This is a genomic window from Paenibacillus xanthanilyticus (assembly GCF_042682185.1).
Classification (GTDB): Bacteria; Bacillota; Bacilli; order Paenibacillales; family Paenibacillaceae; genus Paenibacillus_Z; species Paenibacillus_Z xanthanilyticus.
Map to the genome: position 1 here is coordinate 119,140 of NZ_JBHUHA010000001.1, position 19,110 is coordinate 138,249.

Here is a 19,110-nt window from a genome sequence, read left to right on the forward strand (position 1 = left end):
ATCTTGACGCCGCCGCGCCGGTGATCAAAATTTGAACATTTGAACGATCCGGTCGGAATTCCGGCTTGCGGGGGAGTCCATTCTGCGCGAAAATCGGTTATAATGGGAATAAATCATTGAAGAAAGTGGGAACATCATGGGTCGCAAGTGGAACAACATCAAAGAAAAGAAAGCATCTAAAGATGCGAATACAAGCCGTATTTACGCCAAATTCGGCCTTGAAATCTACGTCGCCGCGAAGAAAGGCGAACCGGATCCGGAATCGAACCGCGCCCTGCGCGTCGTGCTTGAGCGGGCGAAGACGTATAACGTGCCGAAAGCGATCATCGACCGCGCCATCGAGAAAGCCAAGGGCAGCTCGGACGAAATCTACGAAGAGCTGCGCTATGAAGGCTTCGGGCCGAACGGTTCGATGGTCATCGTCGACGCGCTCACGAATAACGTCAACCGTACCGCTTCGGCCGTGCGCGCCGCGTTCAGCAAGAATGGCGGCAACATGGGCGTGAACGGTTCCGTGGCGTACATGTTCGACGCGACGGCCGTCATCGGTGTGACGGGCAAGACGGCCGATGAAGCGATCGAGCTGCTGATCGAAGCGGACGTCGACGTGCGCGACGTCGTCGAAGAGGACGAGACGGTCATGGTCTACGCCGAGCCGGATCAATTCCATGCCGTGCAGGAAGCGTTCAAGAACGCGGGCGTGACGGAGTTTACCGTCGCGGAGCTGACGATGCTCGCGCAGAATTACGTGACCCTTCCGGAGGAGAGCGTGGGGCAATTCGAGAAAATGATCGATACGCTCGAGGATCTCGAAGACGTCCAGCAGGTGTATCATAACGTGGAATTCGAGGAGTAGACGTCGGACAAGCCCCGGATATGTATGAGGGCGAGGCGGAACGTCGAGAATCAAAGCTGGAGGCTTGCGGGAGCAGGCCTCTTTTTTTCGTTAAGGGCCAGCAGGATCGCAATCGGGAAGAAACGATCGTCCGGGTAGTTGTGCTATATTGGGTTTGCAGCCCGCGATCCGGGTAGATTCCGATGATGAGGTGGTCTAATTATGGTCTTTCGCGCACAACAACTGTTCGTCAACTTGCCGGTGAGCGATTTAAAGCGTTCGATGGCGTTTTTCGGCGAAATCGGGTTCGAATTTGATATGAACTTCACGGACGACAATGCGGCTTGCATGGTAATCGGCGAGAATATATACGCGATGCTGCTGGTCGAGGATTACTTCCGCACGTTCGTGACGAAGGAGATCGCGAACGCCGAGTCGACGGCGGAAGCGATTTTCGCATTATCGGTCGATAGCCGGGAAGAGGTTGACGCCGTCGTGAACCGGGCGCTTGCCGCGGGCGGTAAGCCGTCCAGCGACAAGGCCGATCATGGCTTTATGTACCAATGGAGCTTCCAGGACGTGGATCACCACCTGTGGGAAGTCTTCTATATGGATATGGATGCGGCACAGGACCCGAATGCCGCGCAAGCTTAATATCAACCGTCATTCAAATGCAGGCGATCGAGCAGAACTTGCATAAATCCGTCGATACGATGCACGAGCTCAGACAGCTCAGCACCCGAATCGGTGAAATGATCGCGTTGATCGGCGAGGTGGCGAACCAGACGAATCTGCTGGCGCTCAATGCTTCCATCGAAGCGGCGCGCGCGGGCGAGCATGGCAAAGGGTTCGCCGTCGTCGCGCAAGAAATCCGCAAGCTGGCGGAACGTTCGAAGACCTCCTCCGCGCAGATCGCGGATATTCTGCAAGGCATCGGCGAACGAACGGGCGAAGCCGTCGTGTCGCTCGAACAATCGATGGCGGAAGCGCAAACGGGCACGGTTGTCGCGAACAAGGCCGGGGAGACGTTCAAAGCGATCGTCCAGTCGATCCGTCAGGTGTCGGAGCAAGTCGGCGAAGTATCCGCCGCTTCCGAGCAAATGTCGGCCGGCAGCGAACACGTCGCCGTTTCCTTGAACAACGTCGAACGGATCGCTTCGAACTCGTCGATGGACTCTGCTCGCGTGGCGGCGGCATCGGAGGAGCAGCTCGCTTCGATGCAGTAAGTGGCGGGTTTCTCCGAGCAGCTCCGCAATATGGCAGGCTCGTTGAAGGAGACGATCGGCAAATTCCGCGTGTAAGCCGCCGAATCAAGCCGCATGCGATCTTAGTCACGCGCTTCATCAGCATTACGCACAAGGGCTCGCCCTCCGGCCGATGTATCGGCTGGAAGGCGAGCCCTTGTGATGTAAGAAGGCCGAATCGCTTAAAAATCGAAGTTGTCCGGATCCGGGCCGACGCGGCGGTTTTCGTTCAGCGCGTCGATGAGGCGCATGTCCTCGACGGATAGCTCGAAATCGAACACCGCGGCATTTTCGGCGATCCGATGCGCCTTCGTCGACTTCGGAATCGCGACGACGCCGTGCTGCAGGTCCCAACGAAGAATAATTTGCGCGACCGATTTGCCGTGCGCCTCCGCGATGTCGCGCAGCTCCGGATGATCGAGCAGCATCCCTTGCATAAGAGGGGACCATGCTTCGAGCTGAATTCCGTGCGACTTCGAGAACGCACGCAGCTCCGCTTGCGTCAATAATGGATGGAATTCGACTTGATTGACGGCCGGTTTTATTTCGGCGGTCTCCATCAGCGCTTCCAGATGATGAACTTGGAAGTTGCTGACGCCGATCGCTTTCACCCGTCCATCCCGGTAGAGCTTCTCCATGGCGCGCCACGTGTCGTTGATTTTTCCCGCTACCGGCCAATGGATGAGATAGAGGTCGAGATAGTCGAGGCCGAGCTTCGCCAGACTGGCATCATAAGCGGCGAGCGTCTCCTCGTAGCCCATGTCGGCGGTCCATACTTTCGAGGTAACGAACAATTGCTCCCGGGATAGGCCGCTCTCGGCTAACGCTTCCCGGATGCCTTGTCCGACGCTGGCTTCATTGCCGTAGATCGCAGCCGTATCGATGCTTCGGTACCCGTGGCGTATGGCCGAACGGATCGCTTGTACCAGCTCCTCGCCTTCCTCGACCTTGAATACGCCGAGTCCGAGCCATGGCATGGCGACGCCGTTATGAAGGGTGGTGCAATTGTGAATGGTTGCTGTCATTAGGATGTTCCTCCCGGATGAATGGTAGGTTGGTTCTGGTTCGTAAAAATGCGTCGTTCAACTGCGTGTTATCCGGCTTTCTTAAACGCCGCTCGCGTTTCTTCCCTGCGTGCCAGCAGCCGGCTCCATGCCGTCAAGGCGGCGGCGATCGCTACCATGATGGCCCCAACCCAAGCCGTATGGACGAGTCCCAAACGTTCCGCGACGATACCGCCCAAATACGCGCCGATCGCAATGCCGGCATTGAAGGCCGCGATATTGACGGCAGAGGCGACATCGACGGCTTTGGGTGCGTATTGCTCGGCGAGATTCACGACGTACACCTGGAGTCCGGGCACGTTCATGAAGGCCAGCAGACCCATGGCGAACAGCGTGACGAGCGCGGCGATTTTGAAGGGAGCGGCGAACGTCAGCACGAGCAGAACGACCGCCTGTACGACGAACATGTAGAATAACGCTGTCAACGGATTGCGGTTGGCCGCCTTGCCGCCGATGATGTTGCCGATTGCGATCGCGATGCCGTACACCAGCAGGATGAGCGCAACCGTGGACGGCTTGAAGCCGGTAATGTCATGCAGCAGCGGCGACAAATAGGTGAAGACGACGAAGGTGCCGCCATAGCCGAGCGCGGTAATTAGGAAAGCGAGCGCCAGCCGGCCGTTCGTAACGAGCCGCAGCTGTTCGCGGACCGGCGTTTTGCCGCCCTTGCGAAGCGCGGCGGGCACCAGCAGCAGATTCGCGATCAACGCAAGCGCCCCGATCGCCGCGATCGCCGCGAACGCGGCACGCCAGCCAAGTTGCTGGCCGACGAAGGTGCCAAGCGGCACACCCGTCACCGTCGCGACGGTCAAGCCCGAGAACATGGTCGCGATGGCGCTTGCCCGGCGATGTTCGGGCACCAAGTCGGCGGCAATCGTCGAGCCGATGGACATGAATATGCCATGCGATAAGGCGGAGATGATCCGTGCGGTCAGCAGCATCGTGATGCCGCCGGACATCGCCGCGAGCGAATTGCCCGCGATGAAGACGATCATAATCCAGATGAGCAGCGTCTTGCGGCCGATCCCCGATGCGAGGGAGGTCAGCACGGGAGCGCCGAAGGTCACGCCAAGCGCGTATACGGTCACGGTCAAGCCTGCAGTGGCCACCGATATGTTCAAATCCTCCGCGATTAAGGGCAGCAGCCCCACGCTAATAAATTCCGTCGTTCCGATCGCAAAGGCGCTAATCGCCAAAGCGAGCAGCGCCCACGCGGCGCGTTTGGCATCAAGCGCCATATCTCTCACTCCGATTCTTCTGTTATCACCGGCCGGTGAATGTTATTATGAACGGTACGCCCGGCGATAGATAGTACGCACTTTGAAGTACTATAGGCACTTCAAAGTGCCTGTGCGCCAGCGGTGCATCGGTCGATCGCCAACCAAACCAATCCGGAATTGGGGCGAGTCGCGTATTTGGAAAGGAAGAGAGGGGCAAAAATGGTATCGGCAATCGTCTTGTTTGTCGCCGCGGGACTGGCCGAGATTGGCGGCGGTTATCTCGTATGGTTGTGGCTTCGCGAATCGAAGCCCGCGTGGTATGGCATCGCGGGAAGCTTGGTGCTGGTGGCGTATGGCATTATACCGACTTGGCAGTCGTTCCCGAGCTTCGGCAGAGTCTATGCCGCATACGGCGGCGTATTTATCGTGCTTGCGATCCTCTGGGGATGGGGGATCGACCGGAAGACGCCGGATATGTTCGATTGGATCGGCGCGGCCGTATGCTTGGTCGGCGTCTCGATCATCCTGTTCGCGCCGCGCGGCGGCTGATGGCGCCTTGGCGCGCCGACAAGGCGAAGCTTGCCCGTACCCCGTACGGACAAGCTTCTTCGCGTTCATGTTCAAGCTGCCAGGGCGCCGACGAATGTCCATGCGGCACCCGGTTATCGTCCATGGTTGTTCGCAGCCGCGCCAACTATAATGTCTGTTGAGAATCATTATCACTGGTGACGTGATAGACTCGAAAGCTCCTCCACTTTGACCAACAGGGCGTGAACTATGCGATACCACTCCATCATGCGGACGTCCATCTTTGTACTGGCCCCGCTTGCCATCCTGGCGACAATGATCATCTCCGTCCTCTACGGAGCGAAAGACATTAGTCCGGCGACGATCCGGGCGGCGATCTTCCAGTTCGACCCCGACAATATGGACCATCAGATTATTATGACTTCCCGGCTGCCCCGTGCTGTTGGCGCGCTTATGATCGGGGCGTTCCTGGCGGTATCCGGCGCGATCATGCAGGGGATGACGCGAAACTATCTCGCTTCGCCCTCCATCATGGGCGTCTCGGACGGCTCGATCTTCGTCATTACGCTGTGCATGGCGCTGCTGCCGAACAGCTCGAGCTTCGACATGATCTTGTATTCGCTCATCGGCTCGGCCTTGGGGGCAGGACTCGTATTCGGCTTGGCATGGCTGCTGCCGAACGGGCTCTCTCCGGTGCGGATGGCGATCCTCGGCACCATTATCGGGACGTTCCTGAATGGCGTGGCCGAGGCGATCGCGTCGTACTTTCAACTGTCCCAATCCATCAGCTTCTGGTATAACGCCAGGCTGCATCAGATGGACCCGGCGATGATCAAGCTCGCCGTGCCGTTCGCGGTCGTCGGCTTAGGACTTGCGATCGCGTTGTCCAAATCCATTACCGTGCTTTCGCTCGGCGATGACATCGCAGCCAATCTCGGCCAGCGGACCCGGCTCGTTAAGGTGCTGTCGCTAATCAGCGTGACGTTGTTGTGCGGCGTCTCGGTCGCGCTGGCGGGCAAAATCGCGTTCGTCGGTCTGCTCGTGCCGCATATCGTCCGCTATCTCGTCGGCATCGATTACCGTTTCGTCATACCGGCATCGGCTATCGTGGGCGGCTTGTTCCTCGGCTGGTGCGACGTCGCCAGCCGCTTCGTCAACGCGCCGTTCGAGACGCCGATCGGCGTCTTGACCGCCTTGTTCGGCGTACCGTTCTTCCTGTATCTGATCAAGACGAAGGGGGGCGGCAAACATGCGTAGCCGTTCGCAATCGCGGCTCTGGACCGTGCTGGCGGTGACTTGGGCGCTGCTTGCCGTCGCGCTGTATATCAGTATCACGGAAGGCACGTTCGATATTTCCGTCAAGGATGTCGTGAAGACGCTGCTTCGGATCGATCCCGTCATGGAGCATGATCTCGTCCTCTTCGAATTCCGCCTGCCGCGCATCGTCATCGGCGCGCTCGTCGGCTTCGCGCTCGGCATCGCCGGCGCGGTCGTCCAAGGCATCACGCGCAATGGATTGGCCGACACCGGCATGCTCGGCATCAATGCCGGCGCGGGCACGGCAACGGTGCTGTTCATGTTCTTGTTCCAAGGCAGCGTAACCGGGCTCGGGACGTGGTCGATCATGCTGATGCCGCTGTGCGGCTTGGCTGGCGGCTTGCTGGCGGCGTCGCTCATCTTCATGCTGGCGCGCGAGGGGAAACGGCTGGATCCGCAGCGGCTCATCCTCGTCGGTATCGCGATCGGTTCGGGCTTCGGCGCGGTCACGCTGTACGTCTCGCTCAAGATGAATCCGCAAGATTTCGAGATGGCGGCCGTATGGCTGGCCGGCAGCGTATATAACGCCAATTGGACCTACGTCGTCTCCATGCTGCCTTGGCTGCTCGTGCTCGTGCCCTTCATTTGGATGAAGTCCTACGTGCTGGACGTGCTTCAGCTGGAGGAGGACAGCGCAGCTGGCGTCGGCGTGCCGGTCGAGCGGGAACGCAGGGGGCTGTTGATCGCGTGCGTCGGGCTCGTCAGCGCCTGCGTAGCCGTATCCGGCAGCATCGGCTTCGTCGGGCTGATTGCCCCTCACATCGCCAAGAGGCTGGTCGGATTGAAGCATAGCCGGATCATTCCGGTATGCGGATTCATCGGCATGACGATGGTCGTCGTCGCGGATCTCATCGGCAAGACGGTGTTCGCGCCGAACCAGCTGGCCGTGGGCATCGTGATCTCGATCATCGGGGTACCGTATTTCGTCTATCTGTTATTCCGTACGGCGAAGTAGGAATGAACGCGGCGAAGCTCCGATCCGGACCGCCCTTTGCAGCAGAAGAAGAGCCTTGGATGATCTTGCGCCATCCAAGGCTCTTCGGCGCGAACGATTACGGGATGGCCGCGAATCGCAGCGCGCGGCCGGTAAGCGGGAGCAGCACGGAGAGGTGTCCCTCGTCTTCGATCTCGTCGAAGCGCACGTCTAGTCCGTTCGACGTAAGCCGTGCCAGACGCTTGGTCATCGCGGCCGCGTTGGCGTTCATGCCGCTGTGATGGGAGCGTTCCAATTCGCCAGCGGCGATATAGAGCCGAGCGGCGACGCTGCCCAGCGCCGCCTGCTCGGCGAACAGGCGCTCTTCTTCGAGAAGCAGCCGTTCGTTCCAATGGATGGACGGGCTGCCGGCGATGTAAGTCTGGAATGCGCTCGGCCGCGTAAAGAGGGCATGCAGCACGAACAGGCCGCCGAGAGAATGGCCGAATAGCGATTGACGACGGCGATTAATCGGATACCGGCTTTCGATCACGGGCTTCAGTTCATGCTCCAGGAAATCCTGGAACGGCGCGGCGCCGCCTTGCTCCGGCCAAGCTTTCCCCGACGGATTGGCAGGCAGCTGCGCATGGTTCGATGTGAGCGTGAAATCGTAATGCCGGGCCGGCGGGTACGCTTCTTCGCCGGGATAGCCGATGCCGATGATGACCGCGGGCACGACGCCCGTCACGTCGGGCCGTGCGGCTAGCAGCCGCTGCGACTGGGCGAAGAACGGGAAGATGGCGTTGCCATCGAGAACGTAGATGACCGGGAACCCTTGCTCAGGCGGTGCGCCTCGAGGAATCGCGACTTGAATGGCATAGAGGCGCCCATTCGCGCGGGACGTAATCTCGAAGGCGGTCGTACCCGGCAGGGCTGCGGCAGCCGTGACAGGGGAAGCGGGATCAGCCGCAGCTGCCGCGCGTGTTGCTTCGCTCATGGTTCGCATTTCTCCTTTCGTCCGGCGGACGTTGCTTCGCAAATAGGGCGATATGCCAAGCATTATAGTAATCCGACCGCACGCCGTACATGGACGCAGCGCTCATTCCGAATGGACGTCGGGCCAAGAACGGTCTACCGGCTGAAAAGGATGTCTGCTATACTGTAATTAATAGTGATAATCATTATCAAATAGAACGGAAAAGGCGGGTCATGCAGATGGGAACGTTAACGACAATCGGCCCAAGTCACGAATGGAAACATCAGGTCGCGCATTCGACGGCTCGGTTAACCTCGATTGAACGGATCTCGAAGGCATCGGGCGGTCAGCTCCCGCAGCAGCTGACGGATTCCATGACGCTGTTGTTATGTAAGCAAGGCGAAGGCGTTTTAAGGCTGGACGGGCATGAACTGACGCTGCGGGGCGGACGAATCTACCTTTGTATGCCCGGACAGACCTTCGGCATCGAGCGCGTATTTGCCGCCGCGGAGTTGACGCTCATTCGCTTCGATCTTTATCAGCCGGGCGAAGGCGGAGAGGCGCTCGCTCGCGTTGCGGCTCCTCGGGTCGACGAACGCAGCAGGCAGGGCGAGATGACGCTTAGCGACGAGGTCGCACGGTTGTCCGACCGCCTCCTCGAGCACTGGACGGCCGGATCGGAATTGGAGCGTTTCCGCTGCGCGGCCGATTTCTACACGATGCTGTACCTCCTTCTCAAGCAGGAGCAAGACGCGAATAGAGATGAGCATGGACAAGATCCGCTTGCCGCGGCGAAAGCTTATATCGACGGTCACTACGAGGAGAACATCGCCGCCGACCAACTGGCGAATATCGCCGGTCTGAGCGCGAAATATTTCATGGATGCATTCAAGAAGCGATACGGCCAAACGACGGCGGATTACATAGCCGGCCTGCGCATGAGCAAAGCCAAGCGGCTGATGACCGCCTCGCCCATGCTGCTTCGGGATATCGCGCATGAGGTCGGCTATCAGGACGAGTTCTATTTCAGCCGCAAATTCAAGCGTTATTTCGGCGTATCGCCTTCGGTCTATCTGGCTAACCGGCGGCGGAAAATCGCCACGTACAGCAATGGCGCCACGGGCGTCTTGCTTGCGCTCGGCATCGTGCCTTACGCGGCTCCTTTGCATCCGAAGTGGGGGGGGCTACTACATGCAGCGTTACGGCCATGAAATTCCGCTTCATCTGAGCGCGTATCGCTATGGCGTCGATTGGGAGTCGAATGTGGCGCTGCTGAGGAACGCCCCGCCTGATCTGATCCTGTGCGAGGCGCAGACGGCCGATGAAGAGAAGGCGCAGCTGGAGTCCATCGCGCCGGTACATTATTTGCGCGGCGCATGGCGGACGCGATTACGCGACGCGGCGGCGTTATTAGGCGAGGAAGCGGCGGCCAAGCAGTGGCTGGCCGACTACGAGCGGCAGGTAGATACGGCGCGTAAGCGAATCGAGCCGATCATCTGCGGGCAGACATTCGTGGTGCTGCGATTCTCCCGAGGCAATTTCTCCTTGTTTGCACGGCCTAATATTACGGATGTCCTCTTCGGCGATCTGGGACTGACATCGGCTTATCCGCTGGAACAGCTGGACAACCCCGTCAAGGAATTGCCGCTCGCCGCGATCCAGCAGCTGAATGCGGATCACGTCCTGCTGATGGTGCGTCAGGAGGAGGAGACGCTCCGGAAGTGGCAGGCCGTGCAAGCCGACCCCGGCTGGAACGATTTGAAAGCTGTCCGCCAAAACCGGCTTCGGCTCATTCCTTCTGAGCCATGGCTGGAATATTCGCCGCTCGCGCATGAGCGCGTCGTCGACGAGATGATGACCATGTTCGCGGAACGATAGGAGGAAACACCTGTCCGAAGACAATAAAGAATGCCCGGGATCTCGGATTCCCGGGCATTCTTTGCATGCAATGTTGCTTAAGGCAGGTTCGTCAAATAGGGCTTCACGGTATTAGCGAAGGCATAGCCGCTGGAGGCATCCCAGTTGATCGACCAGGTCATCGCGCCGCGCAGATCCGGATACTTGGCAACCGGCTTGTAGCTGCCGCAGTTCGTGCCGCTTGTCAAGCAGCCGAGCGCGTTGTTGACGACGGACGGACTCACATAGCCGCCGCCGGCGGCGGACGTCGTTGCCGGCAGACCGAGGCCGAGCTGGCTAGGCGCCACCCATTGCAGCGTCAAGTCGGTCAGCGCGGTGAGGAAGTCGACCGTCCCCTGCGAATAGCATTTGCCATCGCGGCCAAGCATGCAGCCGGAGTTGTAGTACTGGACGTTGATGACCGTCGTGATGTCCTTCAAGCTCTTGTAGAGCTGCATATAAGCGGTATTCTCATTCTGCATGTCGATCGTCTGCGGCGCCATCGTCAGGATGAAGCTGGAGCCGACCTTCTGCTGGAGCTGGCGCACGGCCGTTGCGACGTTGGCCGCATTCATGCCGTTCTCGAGGTCGATGTCGATGCCGTCGAAGCCGAATTGCGTGATGAGGCCGTACATGCTGTTGACAAAGTTGCTGATGTTCGGCGATGCCGCGTTCAAGTTCACGTTGCCTTTCTCCCCGCCGATCGCGAGGATGACCTTCTTGCCTTGGGCTTTCTTGGCGGCGATGTCGGCGATTAAATTCGCGTTCGTGTATCCGCCCAGCGCATTCGAGAGCGAGGAGTCGACGTTGAACGTGACGCCGCCCGGCTTGCTAAGATCCATCTCCGCGAACGAGACGACGATGATGTCGTATTGGCTCGGCACGGCGCTAAGCTTCAGATTCGTGGCGCCGTTGACGAAGTTCTGCCAGTAGCCCGTGAGCGTGTGCTTCGGAATGGAGCCGCCAGTTCCCGTGCCTGGCGTCGTCGCGCTGACGGCATTGCTGGCCGCGGACGTATTCCCAGCCGCGTCTCTGGCTTTTACTGTGAACGTATAGGTCGTGGAAGCGCTAAGCCCGGTTACCGTAGCGGTCGTGCCCGTAACCGTCTGCACGACGGACGCGCCGTTCAATACTTGGTAGCTAGCCACGCCGACATTGTCGCTCGAAGCGCTCCATGAGAGCGAGACGCTTGAGGAAGTCGTGCCGGTCACGGCCAAATTACCCGGCGCGGTCGGCGCTTGCGTGTCGCTGCCGCCGGTTCCCGGCGTCGTGACGCTGATGGATCCGCTGGCGGCGGAGACGTTGCCCGCGGCGTCTTTCGCTTTGACAGTATACGTATAAGAGGTGCTCGCCGAAAGGCCGGTGTTCGTAAACGATAGGGTGGAGCCTGCGGTGCTGCCGACGATCGAAGCGCCGCGGTAGACGTCGTAGCCGGTTACGCCGACGTTATCCGTAGCGGCATTCCAGGCAAGGGCGACGCTGGTCGAGGTGGTTGCCGTGACGCGCAGGTTGGACGGCGCCGCCGGTGCTTGCGTATCGGTCGTACCGCCGGTCGCCGCGAGCCAGAGCGCAGGCACATTAGGCGGCTCCCAGCCGGTCAGCGAGGTGTGGGACTGTCTGCAGGTGTACGTTTTGCCGCCGTAGGTGACGGTATCGTTCACGGAATAAGCTACGTTAGGGGCCCAAGCGCCGCGGTCGGCGGCGGAGGCCAGCGCGGGAATACACATGATTAGAAGTGCGGCAACCAAGACGAGCGACAAGATTTTCCTTGCGGTGATCGGATGCGGTGAAGACGTTTTCATCAAACTACCTCCTTCGTCATCGGTAAGGATGGGATGGCTTTCGCTTATGTCCGTCTTGTGGTGACAAACGCGCGGCTTCGCACCTCCTTGGCATCATGTTCCTAGAATCAACCAGGATCGTCTAATATTGTCGGATAATTCTGATAGATTAGCTAGAGGTAAAATTATCCGAATTAGGGCGAATATTATTTGACGAATTACCAATGTAATCCAATGATTACCAAGAAAAATGGGGACAAACGGGCCAATTTCAATCCGTGACATGCAAAAAGATCTGTTCGCTGGCCTGAAGACGGCTGGAATCAGGCTAGCGGGAATATCGTGACACCGTTAGATGTCGAATCGGTCGCCATGGGCAGCAGCCAATTGATAGGGATGACGTGCAGGCCAGCCACTTCCGCAAAGTCACAATACTGGCCTTTCAGGTCACGGGATTGGTAGTGGGGGGAGGGGGCGGGATTCTACAATAAAAGCGTGATGAATCTGGAGAAACGGAGAGCTTTCTGCAAGAATGCTGTCCATTTGCTCCATTCGTAACCAACCAAACGAGAGGGGATTCACCATGATGACGAAACAAAAGGCGCTGCTGCTCGCGCTTAGCCTGACGGTTGCTTCGGCCGGGCTTGCGGCTTGCGGATCGAACAACAATAACGCGGCGAGCGGCGGCAATGCGGCTGCGAACGCGACCGCGAATGCATCCGCGGGCAATGCGGAGAACGGCGGCGGCAACGCGGCGGCCGCAGAGACGGAAGCCGAGCCGGCGGGTCCTGCTAAGCCGGGAGAGCTGACGATCTGGGCGGACGATAAAGCCCAGCTGCCGGTCATCCAAGGCTTCGCCGAGAAGTACGCCGAGAAGACGGGCATCAAAGTCAACGTCACGCCGATGGCGATGAACGACCAGCCGGACGCGCTGGCCCTCGACGGTCCGGCGGGCAAAGGCCCGGACCTGTTCTATCAGCCGGGCATCGGCAACCTCGTCGTGAAGGGACTCGTCCAGCCGATCAAGGCGGAGCAGCCGGTGCTCGATACGTTCACGCCGGAATCGCTGCAGGCGCTCAGCCAAGACGGTCAGCTGTACGGCTTGCCGGCGGTCACCGAGACGTACGCGCTCTTCTATAACAAGAAGCTGCTGCCGGAGCCGCCGAAGACGATCGCCGACCTGGAGAAAATCGCGGCGGAGAAGACGAACGCGAAGAAGCAGGAGTACGGCTTCTTGTTCGAAGGAACGAACTTCTATTTCGCCTGGGCGTTCCTCGGCGGAAGCGGCGGTTATATCTTCAAGCCAACCGACAGCGGCGGCTACGACATCCACGACAACGGCTTGAATAAAGAAGGCACCGTGAAGGGCGCCAAGCTGATCCAAAGCTGGTTCGACAAAGGCTACTTGCCGAAAGGCGTCAACAGCGACATCGTCGGCGGCCTGTTCGGACAGGGCAAAGCGGCGGCGGTCATCAGCGGACCTTGGGCCGTCATGGACTTCAAGAAACAGCTCGGCGAAGACGTCGGCGTAACGGCGCTTCCGACGCTCGAAGGCGACGCGCATCCGACGTCCTTCATCGGCGTCAAAGGCTGGATGCTCTCCAAGTTCTCGAAGCATCCGGAGTGGGCGTCCGATCTGGCGGCGTTCATCACGAGCGGAGAGAACGCCCTCGAGTATTTCAAGCAAACGGGCGAAGTGCCGCCGGTCAAATCCGTGCTGAACAACGAGCTGCTGACCGGCGATCCGATCGTCGCGGGTTTCTCGCAGCAAATCCAATACGGCATGCCGTTCCCGACGGTGCCGGAGCTCGACCATGTATGGGATCCGATGGCGAATGCGCTCAAATTGATTTCCGAGGGCGGCGACGTGCAGAAGTCGCTCGGCGACGCGGTCGTGCAAATCGAAGACAAGATGAAGATGGCCGGCGCGAAGTAATCGCATCCCGGACGAATAACGCTAGAAGGGGAAGAGGGGCTGGCGCAGTCCCTCTTTCGTATCAAGTCCGAAGAAGCAGGTGAAGCATATGCAGCTGGAAAGCAATACGTCTATGAAACAACCCGGAGCCGCACTGCCGCCGAAGACGGCCGCGCTGCTGTCCGTCATTCCCGGATTGGGGCAATTCGCGAATCGCCGCTACGTCAAAGGATTCATCTTCCTCGCGCTGGCCGCAAGCTTCGCCATCGCGCTATTGCCGTGGATCGGCGACGGCATCGTCGGGCTCGTCACGCTTGGGGATACGCCAGAGGTCGACGACTCCCGGACGCTGCTGGTGGAAGGAATATTGACGGTCATCGTCCTCGTTATTCTGGCCGGCCTTCATGCCTTGAATATGATGGATGCTTATCACGACGCGGGCAAGCGCGCTAGAGGCGCCTTCCAGCCGTCAGTGCGAACTTCCTTCCAAGATAGCTGGGAGCGCGGGTTCCCGTATTTTATCGTCATCCCGACCTTCATCATGCTAGCGATGATCGTCATATTCCCGCTCGTCTTCATGGTGTGCATGGCGTTCACGAACTACAATCTATACAACTCGCCGCCGGCGCATCTGCTCGATTGGGTCGGCTTCGCGAACTTCAAGGCGCTGTTCACCGAATCGGTCTGGACGACGAGCCTGTTGTCCGTGCTCGGCTGGACGGTCGTCTGGACGCTGGTGGCGACGACGCTGCAGATCGCGCTCGCCTTCTTCCTCGCGGTCATGGTGAACGATGCGCGGGTGAAGGGCAAGAAAGCGATCCGCACGGTATTCATCCTGCCGTGGGCGGTGCCGTCGTTCATGACCGTGCTCGTCTTCGCGGCGATGTTCAACGATACGTTCGGCACGATCAACCTGGACATCATGTCGCTCTTCGGCACGAGCATCCCGTGGCTGACCGACCCGACGTGGTCGCGCGTGGCGATTATTTTGATCCAAATTTGGCTGGGCTTCCCGTACGTGTTCACGCTGTTCACCGGCGTGCTGCAGAGCATCTCGAAGGACTGGTACGAGGCGGCGGACGTCGACGGGGGCACGAGATGGAACAAGCTTCGCCATATTACGTTCCCGCACATGATGTATGCGACCGCGCCGCTGCTCATCATGCAGTATTCGTACAACTTCAATAACTTCAACATTATCTATTTGTTCAACAAGGGCGGCCCGCCGGTGCCGGGGCAAAATTCGGGCGCGACCGATATTCTTATCTCGTGGGTGTACAGCCTGACGTTCAAGGAGAACAACTACATGATGGCTGCCGCCATCTCGATCCTTATGGGGCTCATCGTCGCGGCGTTCGCGCTGTACCAATTCCGCCGGACGCGTTCCTTCAAAGAGGAGGGGGTCTACTAATGCGGCATTCGTTCAAATCGAAGCTCGAAGTGGCCGGCATCTACATGGTCGTGCTGTTCATGGTCGTCATTATCGCATACCCGTTGCTGTGGGCGTTCAGCATCTCGCTCAATCCCGGCAGCAGCTTGTTCAGCGCGAAGCTGATCCCGGACAACTGGTCGCTGGCGAACTACGAATATCTCTTCAAGGACCCGCGCAGCGATTACGTCCTGTGGTACAAAAACACGCTCATCATTGCTTTCATCAACGCGGCCGCGTCGGTGGCGCTCGTCTCGATCGTCGCCTACGTCTTCTCGCGGTTCCAATTCGTCGGACGCAAGAACGGCATTCTGCTGTTCCTCGTCCTGCAGATTTTCCCGGTGCTGATGGGCATGGTCGCGATCTACCTGCTGCTCAATCTGGTGCATCTGTTCGACACGTTCGCCGGACTGATCCTCATCTACGTGATCGGCGGGCTGCCGATGAACGTGTTCCTCGTGAAAGGGTACATGGACACGCTGCCGCGCGATCTCGACGAATCCGCGAAGATCGACGGCGCGAGCAGCCTGACGATATTCTTCCGGATCTTGATGCCGCTCGCGTCCCCGATCATGGCGGTCGTCGGCTTGTTCACCTTCATGGCGCCGTTCATGGATTTCCTGACGCCGCGCATTATCCTGCGCACGCCGGAGAAATTCACGCTGGCGCTCGGCCTGTACAACCTCGTCAACGACAAATTCGCGAACAGCTTCACGATTTTCGCCGCCGGGACGTTCCTCATCGCGATTCCGATCGCGACCGTGTTCTTGTTCCTGCAGCGGTATTTGATCTCGGGCTTGGCGGAGGGGGGCAGCAAAGGATAGCGTAATGCGCGTTCGTTCCATGAGCCAATGGTCGGGCGCGCATGGCGCTTGCGCCTGATTGCGACCCGCGTCCGGCGACGAAAGGGGGCGATAAGGGACAGAGATCGAATGCTGTCCGTCATGAAGCACAAGGGGATAGGATGAATCGAACGACAACTTGAAGGAGGAGCCATAATGCGTAATCGCAAACTCGCTTTAACCGGCACGATCATCGGGAGCATGCTGCTAAGCCAGCTGCCTTGGAATCAGGCCGTATTCGCCGCCGCCTACGAGGCGGAATCGGCTGTATTATCCGGAGGCGCCGTCACGGCTGCCGATCACGTCGGCTATTCCGGATCGGGCTTCGTGGGCGGCTTCACCGACGCGAATAAAGGCAATGCTTCCGCGCGTTTTACTGTAAGCGCTTCATCGTCAGGCAGCCATAATGCCGTGCTTCGGTACGCGAACGGGACCGGCAGCGACAAGACCGTCAGTCTGTACGTTAACGGCGTGAAGGTGAAGCAGGTCGTGCTGCCGGCAACCGCGAACTGGGACAGCTGGGGCACCAAGACGGAGGTCGTCACGCTGCAGGCGGGCTCTAACACCATACAATACAAGTTCGATGCGACCGATTCCGGCAATGTCAATATCGACAAGGTCGATATCGATCCAGTCGTGCAGCAGCCGTCAACCGGATTGGAGGCCGAGAGCGCGACGCTTACAGGCGGCGCGGTCATCGCGGCCGACCATACGGGCTACACGGGAACCGGCTTCGTGGGCGGCTTCACCGACGGAAATAAAGGGAGCGCCGCCATCGCCTATACGGTCAATCAAACGTATGCCGGCAGCCGCGACGTTACGCTTCGTTATGCGAACGGAACAAGCTCGGCCAAGACATTAAGCATCTATGTCAACGGCGTGAAGGCGCTGCAGACGACGCTCCCTGCAACGGCGAACTGGGATACGTGGAGCACGAAGACGGAGTCGCTTTCGTTGAATGCGGGCAGCAATACGATTCGCTACCAGTTCGATTCGACCGACAGCGGCAATGTCAACGTCGACCATGTGACGCTGGGTGCCGAACCGACCGCGCCGAATCGGGACCCGAATCCTGACCCGGGCACGGGGCAGCTGTATCAGGCGGAGGATCAATTCATCTCGGGCGGCGTTACCAAGAACGCCACCGGCGTGCAGAACTTCGCGGGCACCGGCGCGCGCGTCGTGTTCACCGCGAACATGGCGGCGGCGGGCAGCTCAGCCGTAGCCCTGCGCTATTCGAATGCGACCGGCTCCGGCAAAACGCTCAATGTCTACGTCAACGGCGTCTATGCGCTGACGACGACGCTTGCCAATACCGGCAGCGCTTGGGGGACGAAGAGCGAGACGCTGCCGCTGCGCAAAGGACTCAATACAATCTCTTATCAAATGGACGGCGGCAATACGGGTGGCGTCGGCATCGATTATGCGTCCGTAACCGGCGGCCAGCCGCTCGCGGACCGCGGCGCTACGCTGCCTTATCAGGAATTGGAGGCGGAGGCCGGGACGACGAACGGTCAAGTGTTGGCCGAGAACCGGACATACCTGACGCTGCAATCGGAAGCTTCCGGCCGGCGCGCCGTGAAGCTGAGCACAACCGGGCAATATGTGCAGTGGACGGCGCCGAAGGCCGCGAATAGCCTGGTCGTCCGCTATAGTCTGCCGGATGCGTCGGCCGGCGGCGGCATCAACTCGACCTTGAGCCTGTATGTGAACGGCGCGAAAGCGCAGACGCTGAATTTATCGTCCAAGTATGCTTGGACATACGGCGATTATCCGTACAATGACAACCCGGCCGGCGGGAACGGCCATCGCTTCTTCGACGAGAGCCGGTTCCTGACCGCGAACATTCCGGCGGGCGCGACGGTGAAGCTTCAGAAGGATTCCGGCGATACGGCCGCTTCCTATACGATCGATCTGATCGACTTGGAGCAGGTCGATGCTGCATACGGCATGCCGGCCAATTTCGTCAGCATCGCGTCGTTCGGCGCCGTGGCGGGCGATGCGGGCGACGACACGCAGGCGATTCGCGACGCGATCGCAAGTGCCAAATCGACGGGCAAGGCCGGGGTGTGGATTCCGGCGGGTACGTTCCGCATGAATGACCGCGTCAATGTCGACAACGTCCATGTTCGCGGTGCGGGAATGTGGCATACGAATTTGCAGGGTACCGGCGGCAAAGGCGGATTCTACGGCACGGGCAGCAGCGTGAAGGTGACAGACCTGGCGATTACGGGCGATTCGCTCTATCGCAACGACAGCGCGGATCATGCCGCATTCGAAGGCAACTTCGGCACCGGCTCGCTTATTCAGAACGTATGGGTGGAGCATACGAAGGTCGGCTATTGGATTCAATCCGGCACCGACGGGCTGTTCGTCGCCGGCGGCCGCGTGCGCAACACATGGGCCGACGGCGTCAACCTGCATGGCGGCGTGCGCAACACGACGATTAGTCATCTGAGCGTGCGCAATACCGGCGACGACGCCTTCGCCATGTGGTCCGACGGTTCGGCGAACGAGAACTGCGCGTTCCGTTACAACACGGCGCAGGTGCCGGTGCTCGCGAACACCTTCGCTCTATACGGCGGGAAGGACAACAAAATTCTCGACAACATCGGGTCGGACACGGTGACCGCTTCTTCGGGCATCGTCGTGAGCACGAGGTTTAATGCGGTCGCCTTCAGCGGCACGACCGAGGTGAAGCGCAATACGCTCAACCGTACGGGCGGCTGGGAACCGAACTGGAACACCAGCTTCGGCGGGCTATGGATTTATGCGGAGAATCAGAGTATTACCGCGCCGGTCGTCGTGGATACGCTCGAGCTGAATGGCAGCACCTACGAAGGCATTAAGTTGAGCTACAACCAGACGATTAGCAACATCACCTTCAATAATGTGAAAATCAACAGCGCGGGCACGTACGGCCTCGTGTTCGACGGTGTGAACGGCACGGGCAATTTCAGTAACGTGACCGTGACCGGCGCGGCTTCCGGCGGTCTGCTCAACCCGAACAATCAGTATACGATCGTCCGAGGCGCAGGCAACAGCGGCTGGTAAGCCAGCGCGTCGTCTTAAGCACGTAATTTGGCCATATGACAAATGCCGCGGGTAACCGCGGCTTTGTTGCGTTTCGCTGTTCATCGGCGAGCCTTC

Annotated in this window: 16 protein-coding genes; 12 read left to right on the forward strand and 4 right to left on the reverse strand. The window is 59.4% G+C overall.

The window, feature by feature from the left end:
- Window positions 1–136 precede the first annotated feature (136 nt).
- The 3 genes from ACFSKT_RS00585 to ACFSKT_RS00595 all read left to right on the forward strand — a co-directional run bounded on the left by ACFSKT_RS00585 (window position 137) and on the right by ACFSKT_RS00595 (window position 2,061).
- Window positions 137–856: a YebC/PmpR family DNA-binding transcriptional regulator gene (locus tag ACFSKT_RS00585; protein ID WP_377719857.1), complete on the forward strand. Its 720-nt coding sequence runs from the start codon at window positions 137–139 to the stop codon at window positions 854–856.
- A gap of 201 nt (window positions 857–1,057) precedes the next feature.
- A complete protein-coding gene (locus tag ACFSKT_RS00590; RefSeq protein ID WP_377719858.1) occupies window positions 1,058–1,489 on the forward strand; it encodes a VOC family protein in 432 nt (143 codons plus the stop codon).
- A gap of 17 nt (window positions 1,490–1,506) precedes the next feature.
- Window positions 1,507–2,061 carry a methyl-accepting chemotaxis protein gene (locus ACFSKT_RS00595; RefSeq protein WP_377719859.1) on the forward strand — a complete coding sequence of 185 codons (555 nt, stop codon included), beginning with the start codon at window positions 1,507–1,509 and terminating at the stop codon, window positions 2,059–2,061.
- 200 nt (window positions 2,062–2,261) lie between these two features.
- On the opposite strand, the gene ACFSKT_RS00600 is transcribed toward ACFSKT_RS00595, so the two are convergent.
- Together ACFSKT_RS00600 and ACFSKT_RS00605 are read right to left on the reverse strand one after the other, a co-directional pair.
- Window positions 2,262–3,104 (reverse strand): aldo/keto reductase, encoded by an 843-nt coding sequence (locus ACFSKT_RS00600; protein WP_377719860.1) that lies wholly within the window; start codon window positions 3,102–3,104, stop codon window positions 2,262–2,264.
- A 68-nt stretch (window positions 3,105–3,172) separates the two neighbouring features.
- Window positions 3,173–4,381 carry an MFS transporter gene (locus ACFSKT_RS00605; protein ID WP_377719861.1) on the reverse strand — a complete coding sequence of 403 codons (1,209 nt, stop codon included), beginning with the start codon at window positions 4,379–4,381 and terminating at the stop codon, window positions 3,173–3,175.
- A gap of 201 nt (window positions 4,382–4,582) precedes the next feature.
- Between ACFSKT_RS00605 and ACFSKT_RS00610 the strand changes: the two genes are divergently transcribed.
- The 3 genes from ACFSKT_RS00610 (at window position 4,583) to ACFSKT_RS00620 (ending at window position 7,163) form a co-directional block, all read left to right on the forward strand.
- Window positions 4,583–4,912 (forward strand): YnfA family protein, encoded by a 330-nt coding sequence (locus ACFSKT_RS00610; RefSeq protein ID WP_377719862.1) that lies wholly within the window; start codon window positions 4,583–4,585, stop codon window positions 4,910–4,912.
- A gap of 228 nt (window positions 4,913–5,140) precedes the next feature.
- Window positions 5,141–6,148 carry a FecCD family ABC transporter permease gene (locus ACFSKT_RS00615; RefSeq protein ID WP_377719863.1) on the forward strand — a complete coding sequence of 336 codons (1,008 nt, stop codon included), beginning with the start codon at window positions 5,141–5,143 and terminating at the stop codon, window positions 6,146–6,148.
- Complete coding sequence (locus ACFSKT_RS00620) at window positions 6,141–7,163, forward strand: FecCD family ABC transporter permease (RefSeq protein ID WP_377719864.1); 1,023 nt, start codon at window positions 6,141–6,143, stop codon at window positions 7,161–7,163. Before ACFSKT_RS00615 ends, ACFSKT_RS00620 begins: the two co-directional genes overlap by 8 nt.
- A 97-nt stretch (window positions 7,164–7,260) precedes the next feature.
- Here ACFSKT_RS00620 and ACFSKT_RS00625 read toward each other — a convergent pair whose 3' ends face one another.
- Window positions 7,261–8,118 carry an alpha/beta hydrolase gene (locus ACFSKT_RS00625; protein WP_377719865.1) on the reverse strand — a complete coding sequence of 286 codons (858 nt, stop codon included), beginning with the start codon at window positions 8,116–8,118 and terminating at the stop codon, window positions 7,261–7,263.
- 218 nt (window positions 8,119–8,336) lie between these two features.
- Here ACFSKT_RS00625 and ACFSKT_RS00630 point away from each other — a divergent pair, with 218 nt between their 5' ends.
- Both ACFSKT_RS00630 and ACFSKT_RS00635 read left to right on the forward strand, forming a co-directional pair.
- Complete coding sequence (locus ACFSKT_RS00630; protein ID WP_377776290.1) at window positions 8,337–9,308, forward strand: helix-turn-helix transcriptional regulator; 972 nt, start codon at window positions 8,337–8,339, stop codon at window positions 9,306–9,308.
- On the forward strand, window positions 9,289–9,975 hold the full coding sequence (locus ACFSKT_RS00635; protein WP_377776291.1) for an ABC transporter substrate-binding protein: 687 nt from the start codon (window positions 9,289–9,291) through the stop codon (window positions 9,973–9,975). The genes ACFSKT_RS00630 and ACFSKT_RS00635 overlap by 20 nt, the downstream gene beginning before the upstream one ends.
- 77 nt (window positions 9,976–10,052) lie before the next feature.
- Here ACFSKT_RS00635 and ACFSKT_RS00640 read toward each other — a convergent pair whose 3' ends face one another.
- Window positions 10,053–11,795: a fibronectin type III domain-containing protein gene (locus ACFSKT_RS00640; protein ID WP_377719867.1), complete on the reverse strand. Its 1,743-nt coding sequence runs from the start codon at window positions 11,793–11,795 to the stop codon at window positions 10,053–10,055.
- A 562-nt stretch (window positions 11,796–12,357) separates the two neighbouring features.
- Here ACFSKT_RS00640 and ACFSKT_RS00645 point away from each other — a divergent pair.
- From ACFSKT_RS00645 to ACFSKT_RS00660, 4 genes are all read left to right on the forward strand, one after another.
- A complete protein-coding gene (locus tag ACFSKT_RS00645; RefSeq protein ID WP_377719868.1) occupies window positions 12,358–13,710 on the forward strand; it encodes an extracellular solute-binding protein in 1,353 nt (450 codons plus the stop codon).
- An 88-nt stretch (window positions 13,711–13,798) separates the two neighbouring features.
- Window positions 13,799–15,100, forward strand: a complete 1,302-nt coding sequence (locus ACFSKT_RS00650) for a sugar ABC transporter permease (RefSeq protein ID WP_377776292.1) — start codon at window positions 13,799–13,801, stop codon at window positions 15,098–15,100.
- Window positions 15,100–15,942, forward strand: a complete 843-nt coding sequence (locus ACFSKT_RS00655; protein WP_377719870.1) for a sugar ABC transporter permease — start codon at window positions 15,100–15,102, stop codon at window positions 15,940–15,942. Before ACFSKT_RS00650 ends, ACFSKT_RS00655 begins: the two co-directional genes overlap by 1 nt.
- Window positions 15,943–16,116: 174 nt before the next feature.
- Window positions 16,117–19,014: a carbohydrate-binding protein gene (locus ACFSKT_RS00660; RefSeq protein ID WP_377719871.1), complete on the forward strand. Its 2,898-nt coding sequence runs from the start codon at window positions 16,117–16,119 to the stop codon at window positions 19,012–19,014.
- Window positions 19,015–19,110 lie beyond the last annotated feature (96 nt).